Origin of the sequence: Microcystis sp. BLCC-F209, assembly GCF_041928595.1 — a bacterium.
GTDB lineage: Bacteria > Cyanobacteriota > Cyanobacteriia > Cyanobacteriales > Microcystaceae > Microcystis.
Genome location: NZ_JBHFLL010000032.1, coordinates 1 through 20741, shown reverse-complemented (window position 1 = coordinate 20741; position 20741 = coordinate 1). Strand labels below are relative to the sequence as shown.

22 protein-coding genes and 1 pseudogene are annotated in these 20741 nt (G+C 40.2%); 11 read left to right on the top strand and 12 right to left on the bottom strand.

Annotated elements, in window-relative coordinates; genetic code table 11:
- Positions 1–86 precede the first annotated feature (86 nt).
- Positions 87–1973: an ATP-dependent zinc metalloprotease FtsH2 gene (gene ftsH2 / locus ACE1AQ_RS02525; RefSeq protein WP_008195899.1), complete on the bottom strand. Its 1887-nt coding sequence runs from the start codon at positions 1971–1973 to the stop codon at positions 87–89.
- Positions 1974–2344: 371 nt separating this feature from the next.
- Between ftsH2 and ACE1AQ_RS02520 the strand changes: the two genes are divergently transcribed.
- Positions 2345–2560, top strand: a complete 216-nt coding sequence (locus ACE1AQ_RS02520; RefSeq protein ID WP_306344829.1) for a type II restriction endonuclease — start codon at positions 2345–2347, stop codon at positions 2558–2560.
- Between the two features lie 15 nt (positions 2561–2575).
- A complete protein-coding gene (locus tag ACE1AQ_RS02515) occupies positions 2576–3508 on the top strand; it encodes a Dam family site-specific DNA-(adenine-N6)-methyltransferase (RefSeq protein ID WP_008195898.1) in 933 nt (310 codons plus the stop codon).
- A 35-nt stretch (positions 3509–3543) separates the two neighbouring features.
- Here the strand turns inward: ACE1AQ_RS02515 and ACE1AQ_RS02510 are convergent, their stop codons facing one another.
- The gene (locus ACE1AQ_RS02510; protein WP_002803105.1) at positions 3544–3843 is read right to left on the bottom strand and encodes a hypothetical protein; all 300 of its coding nucleotides are present in this window, start codon (positions 3841–3843) and stop codon (positions 3544–3546) included.
- A gap of 218 nt (positions 3844–4061) precedes the next feature.
- Between ACE1AQ_RS02510 and psbX the strand changes: the two genes are divergently transcribed.
- Positions 4062–4181 (top strand): photosystem II reaction center X protein, encoded by a 120-nt coding sequence (gene psbX, locus ACE1AQ_RS02505; RefSeq protein ID WP_002733679.1) that lies wholly within the window; start codon positions 4062–4064, stop codon positions 4179–4181.
- Positions 4182–4226: 45 nt separating this feature from the next.
- Here psbX and ACE1AQ_RS02500 read toward each other — a convergent pair whose 3' ends face one another.
- Both ACE1AQ_RS02500 and ACE1AQ_RS02495 read right to left on the bottom strand, forming a co-directional pair.
- A complete protein-coding gene (locus ACE1AQ_RS02500) occupies positions 4227–4874 on the bottom strand; it encodes a ComF family protein (protein ID WP_008195872.1) in 648 nt (215 codons plus the stop codon).
- A complete protein-coding gene (locus ACE1AQ_RS02495; RefSeq protein ID WP_008195871.1) occupies positions 4843–5142 on the bottom strand; it encodes a DUF1816 domain-containing protein in 300 nt (99 codons plus the stop codon). The genes ACE1AQ_RS02500 and ACE1AQ_RS02495 overlap by 32 nt, the downstream gene beginning before the upstream one ends.
- A gap of 255 nt (positions 5143–5397) precedes the next feature.
- Here ACE1AQ_RS02495 and ACE1AQ_RS02490 point away from each other — a divergent pair, with 255 nt between their 5' ends.
- The 3 genes from ACE1AQ_RS02490 to ACE1AQ_RS02480 are packed head-to-tail and all read left to right on the top strand — an operon-like array spanning position 5398 to position 6742.
- On the top strand, positions 5398–5757 hold the full coding sequence (locus ACE1AQ_RS02490) for a ferredoxin thioredoxin reductase catalytic beta subunit (protein WP_002803092.1): 360 nt from the start codon (positions 5398–5400) through the stop codon (positions 5755–5757).
- A gap of 9 nt (positions 5758–5766) precedes the next feature.
- The gene (locus tag ACE1AQ_RS02485; RefSeq protein ID WP_008195864.1) at positions 5767–6192 is read left to right on the top strand and encodes a DUF309 domain-containing protein; all 426 of its coding nucleotides are present in this window, start codon (positions 5767–5769) and stop codon (positions 6190–6192) included.
- 49 nt (positions 6193–6241) lie between these two features.
- Entirely contained in the window at positions 6242–6742 is a 501-nt protein-coding gene (locus tag ACE1AQ_RS02480; protein WP_008195862.1) for an LptA/OstA family protein, read from the top strand.
- Positions 6743–6791: 49 nt separating this feature from the next.
- On the opposite strand, the gene ACE1AQ_RS02475 is transcribed toward ACE1AQ_RS02480, so the two are convergent.
- Entirely contained in the window at positions 6792–6926 is a 135-nt protein-coding gene (locus tag ACE1AQ_RS02475) for a hypothetical protein (RefSeq protein ID WP_255348743.1), read from the bottom strand.
- Between the two features lie 42 nt (positions 6927–6968).
- On the opposite strand from ACE1AQ_RS02475, the gene lptB reads away from it, so the two are divergent.
- Together lptB and ACE1AQ_RS02465 are read left to right on the top strand one after the other, a co-directional pair.
- Positions 6969–7697, top strand: a complete 729-nt coding sequence (lptB, locus tag ACE1AQ_RS02470) for an LPS export ABC transporter ATP-binding protein (protein WP_008195860.1) — start codon at positions 6969–6971, stop codon at positions 7695–7697.
- 31 nt (positions 7698–7728) lie between these two features.
- Positions 7729–8898 carry an LptF/LptG family permease gene (locus ACE1AQ_RS02465; RefSeq protein ID WP_008195859.1) on the top strand — a complete coding sequence of 390 codons (1170 nt, stop codon included), beginning with the start codon at positions 7729–7731 and terminating at the stop codon, positions 8896–8898.
- 36 nt (positions 8899–8934) lie between these two features.
- On the opposite strand, the gene rsmI is transcribed toward ACE1AQ_RS02465, so the two are convergent.
- Complete coding sequence (rsmI, locus tag ACE1AQ_RS02460; protein WP_110543456.1) at positions 8935–9774, bottom strand: 16S rRNA (cytidine(1402)-2'-O)-methyltransferase; 840 nt, start codon at positions 9772–9774, stop codon at positions 8935–8937.
- Positions 9775–10170: 396 nt separating this feature from the next.
- Here rsmI and ACE1AQ_RS02455 point away from each other — a divergent pair, with 396 nt between their 5' ends.
- Positions 10171–10287, top strand: a complete 117-nt coding sequence (locus ACE1AQ_RS02455) for a photosystem II reaction center protein I (protein WP_002732356.1) — start codon at positions 10171–10173, stop codon at positions 10285–10287.
- A 140-nt stretch (positions 10288–10427) separates the two neighbouring features.
- Positions 10428–12821, top strand: a complete 2394-nt coding sequence (locus tag ACE1AQ_RS02450; RefSeq protein WP_110543453.1) for a DUF3769 domain-containing protein — start codon at positions 10428–10430, stop codon at positions 12819–12821.
- 218 nt (positions 12822–13039) lie between these two features.
- Here the strand turns inward: ACE1AQ_RS02450 and ACE1AQ_RS02445 are convergent, their stop codons facing one another.
- A complete protein-coding gene (locus ACE1AQ_RS02445; RefSeq protein ID WP_110543451.1) occupies positions 13040–16780 on the bottom strand; it encodes a WD40 repeat domain-containing protein in 3741 nt (1246 codons plus the stop codon).
- Between the two features lie 148 nt (positions 16781–16928).
- Between ACE1AQ_RS02445 and ACE1AQ_RS02440 the strand changes: the two genes are divergently transcribed.
- Positions 16929–16994 (top strand): tetracycline resistance efflux system leader peptide, encoded by a 66-nt coding sequence (locus ACE1AQ_RS02440; protein WP_223212376.1) that lies wholly within the window; start codon positions 16929–16931, stop codon positions 16992–16994.
- Positions 16995–17046: 52 nt separating this feature from the next.
- On the opposite strand, the pseudogene ACE1AQ_RS02435 reads toward ACE1AQ_RS02440, so the two are convergent.
- The 5 genes and pseudogenes from ACE1AQ_RS02435 to ACE1AQ_RS02415 all read right to left on the bottom strand — a co-directional run.
- Positions 17047–17367 (bottom strand): annotated as a pseudogene (locus ACE1AQ_RS02435) (Mov34/MPN/PAD-1 family protein); the annotation flags it as partial.
- 74 nt (positions 17368–17441) lie between these two features.
- Positions 17442–18023 carry a hypothetical protein gene (locus tag ACE1AQ_RS02430; protein ID WP_149037197.1) on the bottom strand — a complete coding sequence of 194 codons (582 nt, stop codon included), beginning with the start codon at positions 18021–18023 and terminating at the stop codon, positions 17442–17444.
- A gap of 40 nt (positions 18024–18063) precedes the next feature.
- The gene (locus tag ACE1AQ_RS02425) at positions 18064–18546 is read right to left on the bottom strand and encodes a hypothetical protein (RefSeq protein WP_110543446.1); all 483 of its coding nucleotides are present in this window, start codon (positions 18544–18546) and stop codon (positions 18064–18066) included.
- Between the two features lie 44 nt (positions 18547–18590).
- Positions 18591–20210: a type IV secretory system conjugative DNA transfer family protein gene (locus ACE1AQ_RS02420; protein WP_110543443.1), complete on the bottom strand. Its 1620-nt coding sequence runs from the start codon at positions 20208–20210 to the stop codon at positions 18591–18593.
- Positions 20211–20283: 73 nt separating this feature from the next.
- Complete coding sequence (locus tag ACE1AQ_RS02415) at positions 20284–20640, bottom strand: hypothetical protein (protein WP_110543441.1); 357 nt, start codon at positions 20638–20640, stop codon at positions 20284–20286.
- Between the last annotated feature and the right edge of the window lie 101 nt (positions 20641–20741).

The following is a 20741-nucleotide window of genomic DNA, read 5'->3' as shown; positions in this document are numbered from 1 at the left end:
TTTCACATTTATTCAGCAAACCCTAACTAGGATAAAAAAATCGGGTGAGCTTTAACCCACCCGATCGCCTATGGATTGAAATCAACCTATAACTGTGGTACAAACTGTTCTTTTTCGGGAACGTAGGCGTATTCAGCCACAATTTGCCGGAATTCTTCCCCATTGATCGTTTCTTTTTCGATCAGCAGGTCCACCACTCGATCGATCACTTCGCGATGATCGCGGACAATTTGCCGAGAAATTTCATGGCAGTGTTCCACGATTGATCGCACTTGATCATCGATACGAGTAGCGACCTTCTCAGAATACTCGGAACGAGTCATCAAACCGCCACCGAGGAACACTTCACCCCCTTGACTTTCTAGGGACAAAGGACCCAAATCGCTCATCCCGAAACGAGTCACCATCTGGCGGGCCATATCAGAAACTTGCTGTAAATCGCCACCAGCACCGGTAGTCACCTCATCATAGCCGAAGATTTCTTCCTCGGCTGCGCGACCACCTAAAGCACCGGAAATCCGGGCCATTAACTGCGCTTTCGTGGTTAAACCCTGTTCTTCGTTGGGAGTGAACCAAGTTAAACCCTGGGCCTGTCCCCGGGGAATCAGAGTCACTTTCTGGACGGGATCGTGATCTTTTAAGAGCGTACCCACGATCGCATGGCCCACTTCATGGTAAGCGATTAGGCGCTTGCTCTTGCTATCGACTAAAGGAGTGCCTTCCATACCCGCGATAACGCGATCTACCGCGTCATCTATCTCTAGGAGGGTAATGGCATCTTTACGACGACGAGCGGTTAAAATTGCCGCTTCGTTCAGTAAATTGGCTAAATCTGCTCCACTGAACCCCGGAGTGCGACGGGCGATCGCTTCGATGGAAACGTCGTTAGCCAGCTTTTTATTGCGGGCGTGAACGTCTAAAATCTCTAAACGACCTTTAAAATCGGGCGCATCGACGGTTACTTGGCGATCAAAACGGCCCGGACGCATGAGAGCGGAATCGAGAACATCGGGGCGGTTAGTGGCGGCAATGATGATAATTCCCGTATTCCCCTCGAAACCGTCCATTTCTGTCAATAATTGGTTTAGGGTTTGTTCCCGTTCATCGTTACCACCACCGATACCGGCACCCCGTTGACGACCTACTGCGTCAATTTCATCGATAAAGATTAAACAGGGAGCATTTTCCTTGGCTTTTTTGAACAAGTCGCGCACGCGAGAAGCACCGACACCGACAAACATTTCCACAAATTCCGAACCAGAAATGCTGAAGAAAGGTACACCCGCTTCACCGGCGATCGCTTTAGCCAACAGGGTTTTACCCGTACCAGGAGGGCCAACTAACAGGACTCCTTTGGGGATTTTGGCCCCGACGGCGGTAAATTTCTCCGGTTGTTTGAGGAAAGTGACAACTTCCTGTAATTCTTCCTTCGCTTCATCAATTCCTGCCACATCATCAAAGGTGATGCCGGTTTTTGCTTCCATCTGGAAGCGAGCTTTTGATTTACCAAAACTCATCGCTTGACCCGGGCCGCCTGGCATATTATTAGAACGGCGGAACAGGAAAAAGAGAGCGGCAATCAGCAAAAAGGGGAAAACTAGATTACCGAGGAATCCCCACCAAGCGCCGTCATTCCGCATCGGGTGAGCATCGAAACTAATTTTAGAATCGCGTAAACGGGCGATTAAATCGGGGGAATTGGCTGGTAAATCGACCCGCAGGCGTTGTACTCGGTTTTCTAGTTCTGGATCTAGGGCCTGTACGATCGCGGTTCTGCCCCCTTCGTAGAGATCGACGCTAACAACCCTACCACTGTCTAGGTATTCTAGAAAGCGTCCGTAGGTCATGCGGGTACTGGCGGTGTTATTGCCGATATTACTGGTGGCCGTGGCAAAAGTGCCTTGCCAGAGGAAAAAACCGACCACAAGGGCGGGCAATGTCCACAGTAAAATCGTTTTCCAGGATAGTTTCATGTTTGTTTAGTGGTTCTAGGATAAAGATTTTTGCTTAACTCATTTAGCTGTTTTTGTCAAGGATTTTACGTTATTTTTTCGAGATTAATCCCCGCAGCCAATTAAATCTTAACTAAATGTAACGTAATTCTCATAATTCTGACAAGAATGGTGACGAGAGATTTTGGCTCTCTTGGGTTTGGTGGGTAAAATGTATTCTAAGATACATTCTTCCTAGCGGGGGGGTGGAACGAACCACAAAGACACAAAGGACACCAAGATTGATCGATCCTATATATATAAGTTAAACTTATCACACAGAACCGAGAAAAGCCAGATTTTTGAGTTCATTTGTTCTGGCAAGAGTCTCATGGTTTCTGGGATAAGCTGTACTGGATTTAAACTGTCTAGAAGTATATACTATATCTATTGATACGAAAATCATCTCCAAAATCCTAGAATTGCTTCTTTTTCCCATATTTGATAATTTTGCTAGATGTAACCAATTAAAGATAGAGTTAGTATCTCAACAAAATTTTTACCCTAATTTGACCTTTATTCACGAGCCAACAGGAGCTAAGTTTGCTGTGGATAGAGATTACTATTGATGAGGAGAGTGTTTAGTGAAGTTAACGCCACTTGTGCCACCGATTAAGTGTCAAGGAATTAAAACTAAATTGGTGAAAGATATTAAAAATATTGTGTCTGATCTGAGCTTTGGGCGTTGGATAGAACCCTTTTCTGGATCGGGAGTGGTGGCTTTTAATATTAATCCCCAAAAGGCTCTACTTGCGGACACAAATACTCATATTATCCAGTTTTATAATAATCTAAAAAATCAAGTTATTACCAGTAAAACTGTCAAGCTTTTTTTGCAAGAAAATGGTCAATTTCTTAAGGAGCAGGGAGAAAGTTATTATTATCAAGTACGAGAAAGATTTAATCAATCTCCTAATTCTCTAGATTTTTTATTTCTGAATCGCTCCTGTTTTAATGGCGTGATGAGATTCAATCGTAAGGGACAGTTTAACGTACCTTACTGTCATAAATCAGAACGATTTTCTCAAGCATATATTACCAAAATAGTCAATCAAGTTATTGCCCTAGAAAATATTCTTATTAAAACTGATTATAATTTTCAAGTTGCTGACTTTCGAGAGACTTTATCTAATTGGCAAAAAACAGACTTGATCTATCTCGATCCTCCTTATTTAGGGAGACACGTCGATTATTTTAACTCTTGGTCTGAAGAGGATGAAGATTGTTTGGTGACTATTTTAAAGGATATTTCTTGTCGGTTTATTTTGTCCACTTGGCACAGTAATCAGTTTAGAAGCAATCCTTTAATTAAAAAAAATTGGAGTGCTGATAAGTTTTATATCTATACTAAACAGCATTTTTATCATGTGGGTTCCACAGAAAAATTGCGTCATCCGATCACCGAAGCGATCATTACTAACTTTAACATTCCCTTGTTGCCAGAGCGAGGAACTGATTTGCAACAACTGTCATTATTGCCATCGACAGCAGAAAATGAGGGAGTGAGAACAGTCTAGAAGATGCCTAGTTGCTAATTCTCACTCCTTACTATTTATCCTTGGCTTTGGCGCAGATGGTCGTTAATTTGGCGTTTACGCTTTTCTTGGGGGGTAGTGCTAGTAATTTCGCCAAAATCTTCACTACTCATGGAAAGATGGGACATTATCTTTCTTTTGCGCTCTTTAGCAGTTAATTCCGGTGAAGGAGTTACTGGAGGCGGCGCTGCCACGGGTTCCGCTGCCACCGGGGGAGTTTCCACAATTGGCAGCGGTTTTTGGGGAATATAGTCAGCACCAGTGGTACTTCTGGAGAGATGATCGAGAATGCGCCGTTTGCGATCGTCAGTAGCCATAAAAATCTTTGCCAGTCTAGTGTGAACTTTTGTAACTATCACCCATTGTCAAACATCCCTATCTCCTTGAGAAGTCAAGGGAGATTTTATTTTCAGCGATTGAAGACATATAAAACCTGCGATCGCATTTATCTGGTCGTGGAACTGGGGGCCTTCTCGCCCAAGGTGATAAGATAAAAAACTAAGTCTTTGAAAATATGACAAAGGATTTATCTATCATGACACCCTCTTTAGCTAACTTTCTCTGGAGCCTTGTTTTAGGTGCGGTTATCGTCCTGATCCCCGCCACTATCGGTTTGATTTTCATCAGTCAATACGACAAGATCAAACGCACTTAATTTAATTTAACCCTAAAATGCCTAGACCGATTCCGTCTGGGCATTTTAGCTAATTTTGGAACTGGCAAGAGCGATCGCACCGACTACCCGATATCCCTCTGTGCGTAAAACCTGCACAGCCTCCTCGATCGTGGTTCCCGTGGTATAAATATCATCAATTAAGAGAATCGGCACTGATTTCGGTAAATTTTTCCCCAGTTGAAAAGCCGCTTGCATCGTCTTTTTTCTCGCCTCGGCTGCCAGACTAAATAAAGCTGCCGTGTTCTTAATCCGAATTAATCCGCGACTAGCCAGATTATAACCGGTTAAACGACAAAAACCTTCGCCAATGACTTCTGCTTGATTAAAACCCCTTTCCTTTAACCTTTCTGGGTGGAGAGGGATGGGAATCACCGTCAAACGTTTATCGGTGAGGGGAGGACGAAGCAGCCAAGTTTCCCCCATGCAACTGCCTAGCAAAGAGCCGAGAGCGGGATGGCGATCATATTTCATTTTAGCGATCGCCTGTTTTAATTTACCTTCATAGCGTCCCCAGATAAACAGGGGAATAGAACCACGCCAGAGAAAAAGCGGGTTATGATGACGATAGGCCTGTAATTGTCGTTCACAATCACGGCAAAGCTCTCGCTCGCTCTGCCGTTGACAAAGAGGACAGGGAGACTTAAGAAATAAAGCGAGAAAAGGTTCGAGCATGGGAAGCGAAAGTTTTAGCTAGATCCTGGTTTCCATCGTCAAAAACGGTCAAATAATGGGGATTACTCCGCTCGATCGAAAGACTAATCCCTTGTGCGCCTTCGGACTCTAGATCTTGTAGATAACCCCCCTGATGCTGTTGTGCTTCCTCAAAAGAAGCAAAGGGACCAAAATAGTAAATACAGTGGGGGGAAAGGGAGGTAATTTTCAGCCACCAAGGCGTGTTACCGTCAGAAATTTTATTTGTCTCCAAGAAAGATAAAATCATGTTCTGGTAGTGATAGGGGACAGAGATTGCAGGAATCAAGGACAGGTTTTGAGGAACTTTGCCCCCATAATTCCAGTTTGCCGGCCAAAAAATCGAGCTTTTGGCCAAAGAGAGTCTTTTTATCGTATTAGATTAACAAGGGGATCGGTCGCCAAATCAAAAGAGATTCTAAAAATTCCCCTCGGCCAAGGGGAAGCGGATCGAGATAGGATAGTAAAGAGTTTTTTTGTAGAAAGCTAAGGGGATCAGATAACTATGAGCCAGATCACGGACACGGATAAGAGTCTTGAGGCGATGAAGAAGTTTGCCGAACAGTACGCTAAAGGTACAAATACTTATTTCTGTAGCGATCTCTCGGTGACAGCCGTAGTAATTGAGGGATTAGCGCGTCATAAGGACGAATTAGGCGCTCCTTTATGTCCCTGTCGTCACTACGAGGACAAAGAAGCGGAGGTAAAAAATACTTTCTGGAATTGTCCCTGTGTACCGATGCGGGAACGGAAAGAATGTCACTGTATGTTATTTATTACCCCCGATAACGAGTTTGCCGGAGAAGAACAGGTAATTTCCCTCGACTATATCCAAGAAGTCCGCGAATCGATGAAGGGGCATTAGTATAGGGTAATGACAGCCAGCGCTTTTGGCCAAGGAATCGAGGAATTTAATCGCCAGCAATTCTATGCTTGTCATGATACCCTAGAGGCTTTGTGGATGGAGTCCGCAGAGCCTGAAAAAACCTTTTATCAAGGCATTTTGCAGATTGCTGTCGCTTGTTACCATCTAGAAAATAATAACTGGCGCGGGGCGGTAATTCTTTTGGGAGAAGGGGTGAGACGTTTACAACACTATCAACCCGATTACGAGGGGATCAACGTGACGCATTTGGTGGGGGAGAGTTTGGATCTATTAAACTTTTTACAGAATCTCGATCCCCAAGCTTTACCGGCAGTGCTAGAAGCGATGAAAAGCAATCAGGAACATCCTCATCCCCACCTCGATCGATCTATCTGTTCTCTGCCGAAAATCCTCAAAAGTCATCCCGTCCTCTAAACAGCTAGATTAGTTAGTCAATACAATTACGTCTATAGGTGACATTTCTATGAGAGCAAGATCCGCAAAAATCAGAGGATGGCTAGTTACCCTCGTTTCCACTAGCTTAGTCATGGGATTGGGTACTTCTCCCCTAGTCAAGGCACAGCAGAATATTGTACCGGGTAATGCCATGACAGTGCGATCGGATATTCAGGAGGCAAACTCAAAAACGGGGGTAATTACCGCTCGGGGTAACGTACAAGTGTTCTATCCTGCCCGCAAAATGCAGGCCACTTCCGCTCAAGCTCAGTATTTTAGCCGCGAACGTCGTTTGGTGATGACGGGTAATGTTTATGTTTTGCAGGAAGGCAACAGTATCCGCGCTGAAACGATGACTTATCTAGTCGATGAGGGTAGATTTATCGCTACTCCCCAAACCAGTCAGCAGGTGGAGTCAATTTATCTAGTCCAAGATAACGAAACTTCTCCCCAACCGGCTGCTTCCCCTCTACCCGCACCCATACCTTCCCCTTCCCTCCCCGCTGCCCCAATTATTAACCCGCAGTGATAGTCAGGAGTCGGTCGTCAGGAGTCAGGAGTCAGGAGATTATTTTTATTTATTCTTCCCACACCCCACCCCCCCACTTCCCCACTTCCCCACTTCCCCACGTCCCCACGTCCCCACTTCCCCACGTCCCCACTTCCCCATTTCCCCACTTCCCCACGTCCCCACTTCCTAATTCATAATTCATAATTCATAATTCATAATTCATAATTCCCAACACCGGATAAAGATGACTTTAGTATTAGAAAATATCCATAAATCCTACGGTAAAAGGCTCGTGGTTAACCGGGTGAGTATTACTGTTGCCCCGGGGGAAATTGTCGGGTTATTAGGACCAAATGGTGCGGGGAAAACCACAACTTTTTATATCGCCACGGGATTAATTAAACCGAATCTGGGGCGCGTTTGGCTCGATCAAAAAGAAATTACCAAATTACCCCTTAATCAGAGGGCGCGTCTGGGTATTGGCTATCTGACGCAGCAGGCCAGTATTTTTCGTTATTTAACTGTATCAGAAAATATTCAGTTAGCCCTAGAACAGTCGGGAGTTCCTTTTTCCCAACGGGCAAATCGTCTCTATGATTTACTAAAAGAATTTCGCCTCGATAAGATTGTTCGCACTAAAGGGGCCTACGTTTCTGGAGGAGAAAGAAGGAGGACGGAATTAGCTCGCGCTTTAGCGGTGGGAGTCAACGGACCAAGATTTTTATTATTAGATGAACCTTTCGCCGGGGTGGATCCGATCGCCGTGTCCGAGATTCAAGCGATGATTGCTGGTTTAAGGGATCGTCAGATGGGAATTTTAATTACCGATCACAATGTGCGAGAAACTTTGGCTATCACTAATCGGGCTTATATTATGCGCGAAGGGCAGATTTTAGCGGCGGGAAGTGGCGAAGAACTTTATAATAATCCTCTGGTGCGTCAGTATTATTTGGGTGATAATTTTTTGAGATAATTGTTATTAATAAAAACTGCTGCATTATATCATGAAAGTTGGCAATTGGCAAGGAAATTTAAGTAGAATACCCGGATTTAGTATCTTAGACCGCTATATTTTTGTCGAGTTATTATTACCCTTTCTATTTGGTATGGGTTTATTCACTTCCTTGGGAGTGGCGATCGGCACTTTATTTGATTTAGTGCGACGGATTACTGAATCGGGTTTACCTTTTACTTTGGCCCTAAAAATTCTCTTATTAAAAATGCCAGAGTTTATTGTTTTAGCCTTTCCCATGTCAATACTTTTAGCAGCTTTAATGGCCTACAGTCGTTTAGCCAGTGATAGCGAATTAATTGCTTTTAAAAGTATTGGAATTAGTGTTTATCGCCTAATAATTCCCGCCATTGTGCTAAGTTTAATAGTGACAGGATTAACCTACGTTTTTAATGATTATGTGGCCCCAGCTGCCAGTTATGAAGCTAATGCTACCATGACGAAAGCCCTGCGACCAAATCGCAAATCTTTTATTGAAGATAATATTATTTATCCTGAATACGGCAAAGTGCGGCCAGCGGATGGAGGGGAAGCGCAAACGGTATTAAGAAGGTTATTTTATGCCGAAAGATTTAACGGTCAAGAAATGTTAGGTTTAACCATTCTTGATCGCACTCAACCGGAAGTTAATCAAATTATTACCTCAGAATCAGCTTCTTGGAATATTGAAAAAAATATCTGGGATTTTTATAACGGCACAATTTATCTAATTGATCCTAATGGTTCCTATCGTAATATTGTCCGCTTTCAACATCAACAATTAGCCCTACCGCGTACCCCTTTAGATTTAGCTTTTCGAGGTCGAGATGGTTCAGAAATGACCCTCAGACAAGCGCGGGAATACTTAGAAATACTGCAATTAAGCGGCAATCCCACCAAAATTAGAAAATTGCAGGTTCAAATCGAGCAGAAAATATCTTTACCCTTTGTTTGTTTAGTTTTTGGGATGATTGGGGCAGCCTTGGGATTGCGTCCCCAAAATTCTAATAAAGCCACCAGTTTCGGTATTTGTATTGTCCTAATTTTCTCCTATTATCTCCTATCTTTTGTCACCAGTTCCTTAGGCATTGGCGGAGTTTTAACCCCCTTGATGGCCGCTTGGTTGCCCAACATTTTAGGATTAACTGCTGGGGGAATTTTGTTACTTCAATCGGCTAAGTAATCGAGGATTAGCGGTGGAAATAAAAATTGATAATCATCAAATTTCTAGGGCTAATTTGTATAAACGACTGCGGGATAAATTAGTAACCTGTGCTAATTGTCTGCTGGCTTGCGATCGATTAACTCCTCCTTCGATAATTTGTTTTAATTCCCGTTTTAATTCCTCATCGGATAATTGGATATTATCGGTTTTATCTTTGCCCATAACTACGATAGTAAATTCCCCTTTAGGAGTTTTATTCTCCTGATATAAATTAATCGCCTCGGCGATAGTTCCTCGCCAAATTTCTTCGTAAAGCTTGGTTAATTCCCGACCTAAAACTATCTTTCTCGTTGGGCCGAAAGTTTCTCGTAAATCCTCCAAAGTCTTAATTAGTTTGTGAGGTGCTTCATAAAAAACCATCGTTCTTGTTTCAGTTTTTAAACCCTCTACGCGCTCTTGTCTCAGCTTTTCCTTACCCGGAAGAAATCCTTCAAAACAGAATCTTTCCGTGGGTAATCCCGACACCGCTAAAGCGGTAATTACCGCCGTTACTCCGGGGATGGGAACCACTTCGATATTAGCTTCTATACAAGCTTTAATTAACTCATAACCCGGGTCAGAAATCCCAGGCATTCCCGCATCAGTAACCAAAGCGATATCCTGACCTTGGCTGAGAATATTTAATAACTGATCGAGACGGGAAAGGCGATTATGTTCATGGTAACTAATTTGAGGGGTCGGAATATCAAAATGCTGTAATAATTTGCCTGTGTGTCTGGTATCTTCGGCAGCAATTAGAGAGACTTTTTTGAGAGTTGCCAGGGCCCGCAAAGTCAGATCGTCTAAATTGCCGATCGGCGTTCCCACCACATACAATTTACCGAGATTATTCATAAATTGGCTAAAAATAGGCTATTTAGTCGTATTTTCAGTGATCAGTACCCAGTAATCAGTAAACTAAACACTCGGCTCTCCCAGGTTTGGTGGGTAAAATGTATTCTAAGATACAGTCTTGGGGCAGTGAGTGGAACGAACCACAGAGACACAAAGGACACAAAGATCGATCAATCCTCTGTAAGTTAAACTTATCACACAGAACCTAGAAGAGCCAAAACTCACATCTGCTCACCGCTCACTGATAACTGCTCACTGATAACTGATAACTGATAACTGATAACTGAAGACCGATCGCTTTTCTCTGTTCAGGGATCGCCCAAATGGGGTAAAGTAGGTCAAGGTATGCTCACCCCTGTTATTGAATTAATCTAGTCTAAGGAGAACGTCTTAGTAATGTTAACCCTAAAAATCGCCGTTTATATCGTTGTTTCCTTCTTTGTCTTACTTTTTATCTTTGGATTCCTTTCCGGCGATCCTACCCGTAACCCCGGACGCAAAGACTTTGAGTAGAAGACAATTAACAAACCGGTTCTAGGGTAGAGGCACAGGGAACAAGTTATTAAACTTTCCCTGTCTCCCTAGGAATAATGATCATGGTAGTATCAATGAGGTTCGCTCGTCCTCTATTTTGATCGCCGACTCGTGCAGTCATGTCTTTTTTTATCTTAGCTGTTGAACCACCTGCCCTAATTAATACTGTAGCTGAACCGGAAACGGAGGAGCGCCAAGTTTCTGAAAATATTCCCACGTCTGTAGTTCCCCTCCCTGTCACCCCAGCACCTCTAGAGGCAAAAAAGCCTTCAGAAGAGAGCGTTTCTATTCCCCTCACCGTCACTCCACCCCCGGAAACCGTCGAGGTAAAACCCTTGGTTCCCGATCAGGGTATTCCCTTAGAACCTTTACCTAGCAGTGGGGGTGATGCGGCAGCTTTAGGAAAACCCCTTTCTGTTCAGAATTCTCCACCCCCCGCAGCCGTTGATGTCACCATTCATCCCGAAACCGAGATAGTTTCAGGATTAAATCAAAAAGCTCTTAACCAGAAAAATGGCTCGACTCGGCTATTAGTGAGGAAAAAAGGCGAAAAAACCAGCCAAGAATACTGGATTTCCCTCAATAACAGCCTAGCTCAGACCGATGCAGTTAATCCAGAAGGGGAAAGACCCCTAGAATTAGTGGCCGATGAGCAGGAATTTGACCAAAATCGGCAGATTATCACCGCTAGAGGTAATGTCACCCTGCGTTTTGCCCAAAGTGTACTAACGGCCGATCGCTTACAGATTAATCTTCCCGAAAAGTTAGCGGTAGCGGAGGGCCAAGTGATCCTAACCCGGGGAGATCAAATCCTGCGCGGCGATCGCTTTGAGTATTATTTCGTCCAGGATAGCGGTGTGGTATTTAATGCCAATGGGGAGATTTTTCAACCCAGCACCGCTAGGGATTTAGGACAAACGCTGCCCACGGATGTGGGGGCCGGTAGTTCTTTTGGAACCCTAACTGATCGTTTGGCATTAAATCAACCCTTGCAGAGAATCACGACGGGAGAGGGTTTTCAATTTGTCGTCGGGGGACAGGATCCCAGTCGGCGCGATCGACAGAATATTAGTAGTCCATCGGGGGGAACGATTAATCGTGTCCGTTTTCAGGCCGAACGCTTGAATTTTGATGGTAAGGTGTGGAATGCCACTAATGTGCGTTTGACTAATGACCCTTTTTCCCCCCCTGAGTTGGAAGTTCGGGCTAATTCCGCCACTTTTCGCAGTACCGGCCCTTTTACCGATGAGTTGCGGATGAGTAATTCCCAGTTGGTTTTCGATCAACGGGTAGTGGCCCCCACTTTTATTAATAGTCTTACGTTTGATCGCCGTCGTCGTCGTCCTTTTTTAATTGCCCCGGGCTATGATGGGGAGGATCGGGGCGGATTTTTCGTAGAAAGTCCCCTAACTTTAGTGGAGACACCGAAGACTATTTTTGAGTTGACACCGCAATATTTAATTCAAAAAGTCCTTAATCCCGATGCTTTTCCCTCAGCTAACCCCGGAGGTGGCGAAGTTTCCCCCCTTAGTCCGAAAGCTTTTGGTTTATTGGGGAATTTTGCCACTAATTTTGGTGAGCGCTCGTTTTTGCAAGCGACAGCTTCTTTTTCTAATTTAGATTTGGAACAGATCGAAAATAGTGTTCGTTCTAAGATTCGCTTTCAACAGACGATCGGACAGTTGCAGGATCCCTATCTGCTCAATGTGGAGTACAATTATCGCGAGCGTCTCTTTAACGGTTCTTTAGGGTTTCAGACGGTTAATAGCAGTTTTGGGGCAATTTTGACCTCACCTGTGATTGTCATCCCGAATACGGATATTAGACTCAGTTATCAAGCTTCTGTTCAGAATATTAACGCACCCACCGATCGCAGTAATCTCTTAGCGGCCAATGCAACGGATAATGTTACTAATTTAAGCCGTTTTCAGGGTGCTGTCTCCCTCAATCGCAGTTTTTTACTCTGGTCTGCCCCTACTTTACCACCGACTCCCGACCAAGGTTTAAGATTTTCTCCCCTTCCCGTTCAACCCTATATTGCTATTGTCACTGGTGTCACTGGTGTCACTGGTTATTACACTAACGGAGAGACGCAAAATTCCGTCACGGGAACCGTGGGATTATTAGGGCAGTTTGGGCGTTTTTCCCGCAATTTTTTCGACTATACTGGGTTTAATATCAGTTTTAGTCAGGGTTTGGTTAACGGACAATCACCCTTTTTCTTTGATCGCTTTGTTGATCAACAAACAATGTCCTACGGTATAAATCAACAGGTATATGGTCCGATTCGTGTGGGTTTCCAGAGTGTTTATAGTATCGATCAAGCTAAGGAAATCAGTACAGAATATTTTCTCGAATGGAGTCGTCGCACCTATAGTTTAATTTTGCGCTATAACCCCGTGCTGCAGTTGGGAATACTCAACATCCGCGTGTCGGATTTCAACTGGACAGGCAACCCCGGCTATTTTGAGGGTAGCGATGTCCGTCCGGTGGTGGATGGAGTAACCCGTTAAGACTACATGGGAATTATGAATGATGAATGATGAATTATGAATGATGAATGATGAATTATGAATGATGAATGATGAATGATGAATTATGAATGATGAATTATGAATGATGAATGATGAATTATGAATGATGAATTATGAAGTGGGGTGTGGGGTTTTAGGGATTTTCAGATCGGGATTACCTCTCATTGAGACTACCTTGACTAACTTATATCTTCTTTTCAACGTGACAGAAAAGCTCCTAAAATTTTCATGGTGTTGCTCGTTTCATAATTCAACCCTTCTACTCCCTTAATATTTGTTTGTTCATAAAGTCTAGGAGAGCGTAAAGTGTTCTGACACTCTCCTGTTTTTAGGTTCCAAAGTTTAATCGTCTCGTCTTCACCTGCGCTGGCCAATGTGTTACCGTTGGGACTAAAACAGACTGATCTGACACTTTTAGTATGTTCACGCAGGAGTTGATGAAGTTCACCTGTTTCAACATCCCAAATTCGGATCGTTGCGTCATCCCCCCCACTTGCTAGTAACTTCCCATCGGGACTAAAAGCTACTGACCATACCCAAGACTTATGACCTTCAAAACTATTAATTAATCTACCATCTTTGACTTGCCAAACTTTGACCGTTTGATCATCACTTGAACTGGCTAATCGCTGACCGTCAGAGCTAAAGACAACAGACCAGATTCTTCCTTGATGACCTTTAAAAGTTCGCAAAGATTGAGTCATATTATCTTCAATAGACCAGAGTTTAATAGTTCGATCTTCACTACCAGTTGCTATTAATTTTCCATCAAGACTAAAATTTACTGATAATACCCAGGCCTGATGTTCCTCAAAAGTTTTAAGACAAAATCCTCTCGGAACCGACCAAAGCTTAACAGAATTATCTCCACTACCACTTACCAGCATTTGACTATTAGGACTAAAAGCGATCGACCATACGCGCTTTTGATGTTCTGGGGAAAAAGTGTACTTTTCATCTGTCCTAATATCCCAAAGTTTGATGGTGTTATCGTGACTGGTACTAGCAATCAGTTGACCATTCGGACTAACCGCGACTTGATGCAATAAAACCCAATAATCTTTTTCTTGTAAAATTTTAATTACTTTGCCACTTTCCCCTGACCATAATCTAATCGTTTGATCTCCGCTTCCACTTATCAATGTTTTTCCATCGGGACTAAAAGCTACTGAACAGATCCAGTCAGTATGACCATTAATCTGTTGAAGACATTTATGGTTTTTGATAGACCATAATCGGATCGAACGATCTATAGAACCACTCAAAATATATTGACTATCGGTGCTGAAAGTAATTGATGATAATCGATTGCCATATCCCCTAAAACATTGAAGACATTCTCTGGTTTTTACTGACCATAATCGCAGTGTAAAATCTTCACTCCCACTGGCTATATATTGACCGTCTGGACTAAAAGCAATTGACCAAATCCAGCTTTCGTGTCCTGTTAAAGTATCAATATTTTGATATTCTCCTTCTATAATAGACCATATTTTAATGGTTTTATCCCCACTTCCACTGGCTAGAAGTTGACCATCGGAACTAAAGGCAACTTGCCAAACCCAATCTTGGTGTCCTGTAAGAGTATGGAGACATTCTCCCGTGTCAACTGACCATATTTTGATAGTTTTATCAGCGCTGCCACTGGCTAAAAGTTGACCATTTGGATTAAAAGCAACACCACCCACCCGTTCTTGATGTCCTTCAAGGGTGTGGAGACATTCTCCTGTTTCAACTGACCATATTTTGATGGTTTTGTCCTCACTTCCTGTGGCTAAAAACTGACTATCAGCACTAAAAGTAACGGCTCTAATAGGAGCATGATGTTTTTGAGAAGGGTGGGGCAAAGAATGACAATTTATAGATAGATCTGTTGTAATAGACCAAATTTTAACAATTCCATCTTGTCCCCCACTTGCTAGTAACTGTCCCTCGGAATTTAAGGCTACTGACCACACCCAACTTCCGTGAGCAGGAAAACTTTTGCTTAATTCTAATTTTCCGTCTTGTTTGACTTTCCAGAGGTAAATCATCCCATGACTGTCACCAGTTGCTAAAAGCTCTTCTCTTGGAAAAGAGTGATTAAACTGACTGCAAGAAATTGATAAAATACTGCCACAAGTTTGAGGGAAAATACAGTCAAAAAACTGTGAATAGGAAAAATCTACTTGGTTGAGTCTAATGTTTGAAAAATCGACTTGTCGAATAGGGATATGGGAAAAATCGTAGCCGATTAAATGACCATTTTTCAGTATATTAAGTAAGTTAATAATATTGCCAGCAATGCCCCCAATTTGTCCAGAAGGTTGATGTTTTAATGTCTTTAAACAATCAATTAGTTTGCTTTCCAGATTGTTTTCTTGAAAATCATGGATTAAGTTCTTGATTATTGGGTGTAAAATAACATTAATTTGAATCTTTCTTAGATAATCAGGAACAGTAGTTTTAGTCAAGGAATTACTTTTTAATAATTGGAATTTTTGAGTTTTGATTTCTTCGGTTGCTATGGTAATAATTTTTTGAGTGAAATATTCAATCAGTAGAGGATGTATGGTAAAGTAGTCATCTTTTTTATCTAACAGAATTTTGCTAGATAATGATCTGATCCCTTCTTGGATACTTTTACCATCAGGTTCAATGATAATATTATGTTCTAGTTCCGACAAAGAAACTGGATTTCGATTAATCGCTAACTCAAAAATAATCGCTTTTTCTAAATTAGATAGTTGCTGAAAGTAAGAATTTAAAATAGACTCAATTTTTTTTATCAGAAGATTCCCTTTTAACAGAAAATCCGAGAGATTATTATGATGAACTCGTTGAATATGATGAGCGATAGATTTGATGAATAAAGGATTGCCGTGACAGACTTGTTGAATTAAAAATTGCCATTCATCCTCTGAACCATGAAAGGTGTCAATATCTCTCAAAATTTGCCGTCCAGTTTGATAGTCAAGTCCTTGTAAATCTCGGAAATAAGTTGAAGTTTTATTTCCCGCTAACGATTCAAGTTTTTGAGGAATTTTTCGACTGGTTATAATTAAACAGCTATTGTGCTTTGACTGACCAATTGCTTGTAAAATTTCGCTATATTCTCGATAGTTTTCATGCTCAATAATCGCATCAATATTATCTAAAAATAATAAACAACGATATTTGGCTAGTATCTTGATAAATTTTATCAGTTTTATTTTAAATTTATCTTCTGTCTTAAAACTAATATTCTGTGAAATAATATTACTGGTATTTTCAAGAAATTCTAGGGGTAAAGGAGGATTCAAAAAAGACCAATAGATAACACGGGGAAATTCCTCTTGAATTTGCTCAATCAGTTTACAGACAAGAGATGTTTTTCCGATTCCTGCTATTCCGAAAATTCCGATAATTTTACACGGGGGACTATTTTGAAAAAACTTTTGTTTTAATAATTCTAGTTCTTTTTCTCTACCATAAATCTGAGAAATATCAGGAATTAATCCGAAATTATCATAATTTATTTCTGTTTTAACTGATGAGTTTTCAAGACCGGGAGATTTACGCTTATCCCATTCTTCCTCAAATTTCCACAAATTTTCTTCTGTAAATGAACTCCAAAGGTTGAGGGTGAAGTGCCTTTGTCGTGATCCTTGAGGATTCGTGCGATTATCTGTAAGAATTCCCCAATCTTTTAAAACATCAAGAACATTTCTCATCTGAATTGTAGTGAGGGAAATAACTGATGTTTTTTTAGTACCAGCGTTGCAAAAATCTACCAAAACCTTTAATTCTGTTTTGACAATTAGTTTTGGGTGAGGTTTATCATATTTCAACCAGTTATAGATTATTTTATCTGACCAATAAGCTTGATCTACTAATTCACCGTTTACATACGTTAATAATCTTCTTAACAAAAGAGAAAGTTGTTCTTTAACTGTATCACTTGTATTTAGTCTTGGCATAATCTATGAAGATAATTTTTCTCATTATAGCTATATTTTCAATGTTGATTAATATTTTCTAAGGAATCTGGGAAGGATTTGAGGGTTAAAAATTTTTCTGGGATGAGGTGGTCGCCTACTTCTATAGGAATTTTAGTATATTGAGGGCGTGATAAAGAATCGGGTTCAATTAAAACATGGTACATCGTTAATCGGAAATCAGGGTCAAGATTAACTAGGGCAGAAATAGCTCCATCAGAATTTTGAGAAGCATATTTTTTATTTGTTATATCATCAGTTTGTGAAAAACAATCAAAACTACTAGGATGTCTATGCCAAAGTCCAAGAAGTTCTATAGGTTCCTGATAATATCTTCCTATTTTCTTAGATAAATGATTAATATACTCAGTATCATATTCAAAATAACCGGGTTGAAAAATAGGATGTATGCCTGGATCTAATGTTTCGAGAATGTACCATATATTAACTGTTTTTATTCCCAAGAAAATTCCACCTGTTTCTGTTTTAGAGCTTTCATAGGTTTCGGCGATAATTGCTAAAAAGGCTCTCTCTGAAAAAATAGTTTGGAGTTTTAGGTAGTTTAACATTTTCATAATTTTGATTTGAAGATAAGAATAGTTTGACTCTTAAATAAAATAACTTTCAATTCCTGATAAAACTATCATCTTTTTCTTTGAGAAAGACTTTTACTCTGGGTCAAAGTTGGTGAATTTTTCTTCTTATATTCGCTTGCATATTGACGTTTCCAAGTATCTATCTCTTGAGAACTTACATTTTTCCCTTTACCCTTTTGCCATACTTCTATCGCTTTATCGACATTTTGCGGACTAGAATTTTGTCTATTTAACAGAATTTCCTTAGAGTTTGATGATAATCCTCGTTCATTTAATGTTGAAAGTATTCCAGTTTGACATTTATTAAGTTGAGTCGTGCCTGGAGAACCAGCTTCAGGACAAATTTTACCACTTCCTGTTGTCAAATAGGAACGATTTTGAACTGTAAATCGAGTTACATTTCCCGTTTCTGTTTGTAATGTCTCCTTTTTATCAAATTGACCCTTTTTAATTTTTTCTAAATCCTCTTTAATTGTTTTTCTGTCACCTACAACATTTTTTGGATTGACATTATCTCTCTGTTGTCTTGTCAAAATACAATCATTATAATGACATTCTTTCGGCTCTTTTAAATCATTTAGTGTTCCTTCTCGGTTACGTCCTAGAGGAAATTTTTGATTAGTATCCATGTTTGTCTCCATAATAATTTTAAATAGATCATATATCTTTCTAGTTTTTTTCAATTACATAAATACCTTCATCTAATTTTTGAGAATCTAAATATAGATATCTGAGTTCATCAGAGTTATGTTGAATTAACCAATAACAATCTTCATCTGATAAAGATTCCTTTTTGGTTAAACAATTGCATTTCAATATATCGCATATTTTTTTTGCTAATTGATTTTCATTGCAAAATTGTTGGATAATATATTGCGCTATTTTACTTTTAGGATAAAGACTAAGAGAAGTTCGGAAATCACCTTCAATATTGATAGTTTCACAAATGACTTTAATATTATTAGGAATTTTAATTCGCAAATCTTGGATATCTTCAACAACAAAAATATCTTTCCTTTCTAAGTTAAGTATTTGAGAAATAATATCTGTTAAATCATCATTAGAAACTCTGTTTTCGATTAGAATATTCATGGGAAATATATCATCTTCTATAGGTTGTTTTTTGCTTAAAAAGCCTTTTGAGTTAAACATAATATTCTCCTAATGGTTTTGGGTTGTGTTAATGGAAAAAAAACTTACATAGATTGATGATAAGGATTATCGTCATACATTCCAGCAAAAAAGGGATCTAGAAAATAAGGAACTTTCTGAACAGGAATTGGGGGCTTTCCACGCATAAAGATAATCGCTTCATCGGGACTTAAACGAGTAACTTCATCGGGCATAATTAAGGGACGTGGGGTTTCAGAAACAGTTAATGCTGAAGAACGCCCTCTGGAATTAGATATAGAAAAACCAATAGGATTATTAGAAGCACCTGTGTTTCTTCCTTCATTGGTACTTAATACTCTAATCGTGGTTTTTCCAGCTTTTTTAGAGACATATTCTGAGGTTTTAATATCTTGTATGCCAAAATATTGCTGAATAACTGTATTGCCCAGAAAAGTTTCCCAACCTTTGTTATAAAGTTCTTCAAGTTGAGATAAGTTTTGCAGAATAATCCATAAGGTAACGCCATAACCTCTAAGGTAAGTAACCCCTTGAGAAATTAAGTCCATTTTACCTAAATTGGCGGCTTCATCAAGCATAAATAAGGTGGGATAAGTGGGTTTACCGGGCTTTTTAACCATTGCTCTAATACAAGAGCCAATCCAAACCCTTAATAAACGTGAATACATGGCTATTTCAGCCGCAGGTAAAACAAAGTAAATTGAAATTTTTCCATTTTTTAAATCCCAAATATTAAAACTGCTTTTGGCTAAGGAAGTGACAACAGGACGAGAATCAAGAAACTCAGTATGTTTTTCCATAGCAGAGAAAACACTCATGCGTTCTTCATCCGCCATTCTTTCGATCATCACTGCTGTTCGTGCAATTAATCCATCTGCTTCGGTGGCTGATTCCATTGTTTCTATAATCGTTTCCCACTTATCTGAAGAAGCCATAACAATATTTCTGACTTCTCCTAGATTACGTTTTCCTTTAGGAGAAAAGAAAGCAACAAACATAATAATTCCAGATAAAATAGCTCTGGCTTTGTCATCCCAGTGAGGGTCTTTTTCTTCTCCTGTGCGTAAAACTAATAAATCAGCTAAGATTTTGGCTTCATCGGCAAAATTAGGGTTAGAGGGATCGATTAAATCTAAGGGGTTAAATTGGGCTTTAGAGGCATTAGGACATACATTAAAAGGGTCAAGACAATAAACTTTATGTCCTATATCTTTTCGCGCTCTGGCAGTAATTTCATAGTTTTCTCCTTTGGGATCTGTAACCACAATCGGCCCAGGATAGGTAAGAAGATTCGGCACAACGGTACTGATCCCTTTACCCGAACCAGTTCCAGCAATTGTAATTAAATGTCCTTCAGGATTCCAGCGAATAAATTCTTGATTATTGGATAAAGATTTACCCAAAATTAATCCCACTGAACTATATAAATGAGCATCTTTAATTTCCCTATCTGTTGCCCAGTGAGCATTGCCTTGATCTTCGGGTTGCGCTCCAAATCCTAATGATTTACCTCTTTTTTTGAAACCTTGTAAATTGGGAGCAGAAAATCCTGAAGATCCTGAGAATAATCCATTAAATAACATAAAAGGTAACTGAATAATTGCTGCTAAAATTTGGAAAGTAATTTTTAGAGTAATTGTGATTAGTTGAACAGTGAGATTAAGAAATAAACTAATAAGGCTCATGATGGTGGTTAAGAAAATTCAAAGGTTTACCAAGAAAATAATGATCGTATAAGTAATAAAACTCCCGATTAGATTATTTACCACGTCCAGAAGAACGCTCATTTTCTTTTCCACGAATTTCTTCAGCTTTTCTTCTTGCTTGATTAGCTTTATTTTCTTTATCAGTTCCTTCCTCCATGGCTTTTCGATACTTAGAAGTATATTTAACGGATTCTGGTGTCATTTGACCATGTTGTTGAGCTTTCTTATCATAAGCTTCAGCTTTTTTGAAGGATTCATTAGCTTGCTTTTCATATTTTTGAGCTTGTTTTTCATAATAGTCTGCATCTCGTTTGAAAACCATAGTTTCCTCTTTAATTGAATTGACAATAAGGTTTGAATCTACTAAAATTGGTTCTTCGTTACTTGGTATGGTTCGATAGGGTAACATAAATCGACTCAATCCTTATCTGGCAATAGATTTAATTGATTAGTTCGCTCTAGATCGAAAACAGTTGACAAAAATCGCAGCAACGCCTGTCTCTATAAGGG

Bases quoted from the DNA above. Each gene is read 5' to 3' on its own strand.
- ftsH2 (WP_008195899.1), bottom strand. From the start codon at position 1,973: ATGAAACTATCCTGGAAAACGATTTTACTGTGGACATTGCCCGCCCTT.
- ACE1AQ_RS02510 (WP_002803105.1), bottom strand. From the start codon at position 3,843: ATGGCTACTGACGATCGCAAACGGCGCATTCTCGATCATCTCTCCAGA.
- psbX (WP_002733679.1), top strand. From the start codon at position 4,062: ATGACACCCTCTTTAGCTAACTTTCTCTGGAGCCTTGTTTTAGGTGCG.
- ACE1AQ_RS02500 (WP_008195872.1), bottom strand. From the start codon at position 4,874: ATGCTCGAACCTTTTCTCGCTTTATTTCTTAAGTCTCCCTGTCCTCTT.
- ACE1AQ_RS02495 (WP_008195871.1), bottom strand. From the start codon at position 5,142: ATGATTTTATCTTTCTTGGAGACAAATAAAATTTCTGACGGTAACACG.
- ACE1AQ_RS02490 (WP_002803092.1), top strand. From the start codon at position 5,398: ATGAGCCAGATCACGGACACGGATAAGAGTCTTGAGGCGATGAAGAAG.
- ACE1AQ_RS02485 (WP_008195864.1), top strand. From the start codon at position 5,767: ATGACAGCCAGCGCTTTTGGCCAAGGAATCGAGGAATTTAATCGCCAG.
- ACE1AQ_RS02480 (WP_008195862.1), top strand. From the start codon at position 6,242: ATGAGAGCAAGATCCGCAAAAATCAGAGGATGGCTAGTTACCCTCGTT.
- ACE1AQ_RS02475 (WP_255348743.1), bottom strand. From the start codon at position 6,926: ATGAATTATGAATTAGGAAGTGGGGACGTGGGGAAGTGGGGAAATGGG.
- lptB (WP_008195860.1), top strand. From the start codon at position 6,969: ATGACTTTAGTATTAGAAAATATCCATAAATCCTACGGTAAAAGGCTC.
- ACE1AQ_RS02465 (WP_008195859.1), top strand. From the start codon at position 7,729: ATGAAAGTTGGCAATTGGCAAGGAAATTTAAGTAGAATACCCGGATTT.
- rsmI (WP_110543456.1), bottom strand. From the start codon at position 9,774: ATGAATAATCTCGGTAAATTGTATGTGGTGGGAACGCCGATCGGCAAT.
- ACE1AQ_RS02455 (WP_002732356.1), top strand. From the start codon at position 10,171: ATGTTAACCCTAAAAATCGCCGTTTATATCGTTGTTTCCTTCTTTGTC.
- ACE1AQ_RS02450 (WP_110543453.1), top strand. From the start codon at position 10,428: ATGTCTTTTTTTATCTTAGCTGTTGAACCACCTGCCCTAATTAATACT.
- ACE1AQ_RS02445 (WP_110543451.1), bottom strand. From the start codon at position 16,780: ATGCCAAGACTAAATACAAGTGATACAGTTAAAGAACAACTTTCTCTT.
- ACE1AQ_RS02430 (WP_149037197.1), bottom strand. From the start codon at position 18,023: ATGGATACTAATCAAAAATTTCCTCTAGGACGTAACCGAGAAGGAACA.
- ACE1AQ_RS02425 (WP_110543446.1), bottom strand. From the start codon at position 18,546: ATGTTTAACTCAAAAGGCTTTTTAAGCAAAAAACAACCTATAGAAGAT.
- ACE1AQ_RS02420 (WP_110543443.1), bottom strand. From the start codon at position 20,210: ATGAGCCTTATTAGTTTATTTCTTAATCTCACTGTTCAACTAATCACA.
- ACE1AQ_RS02415 (WP_110543441.1), bottom strand. From the start codon at position 20,640: ATGTTACCCTATCGAACCATACCAAGTAACGAAGAACCAATTTTAGTA.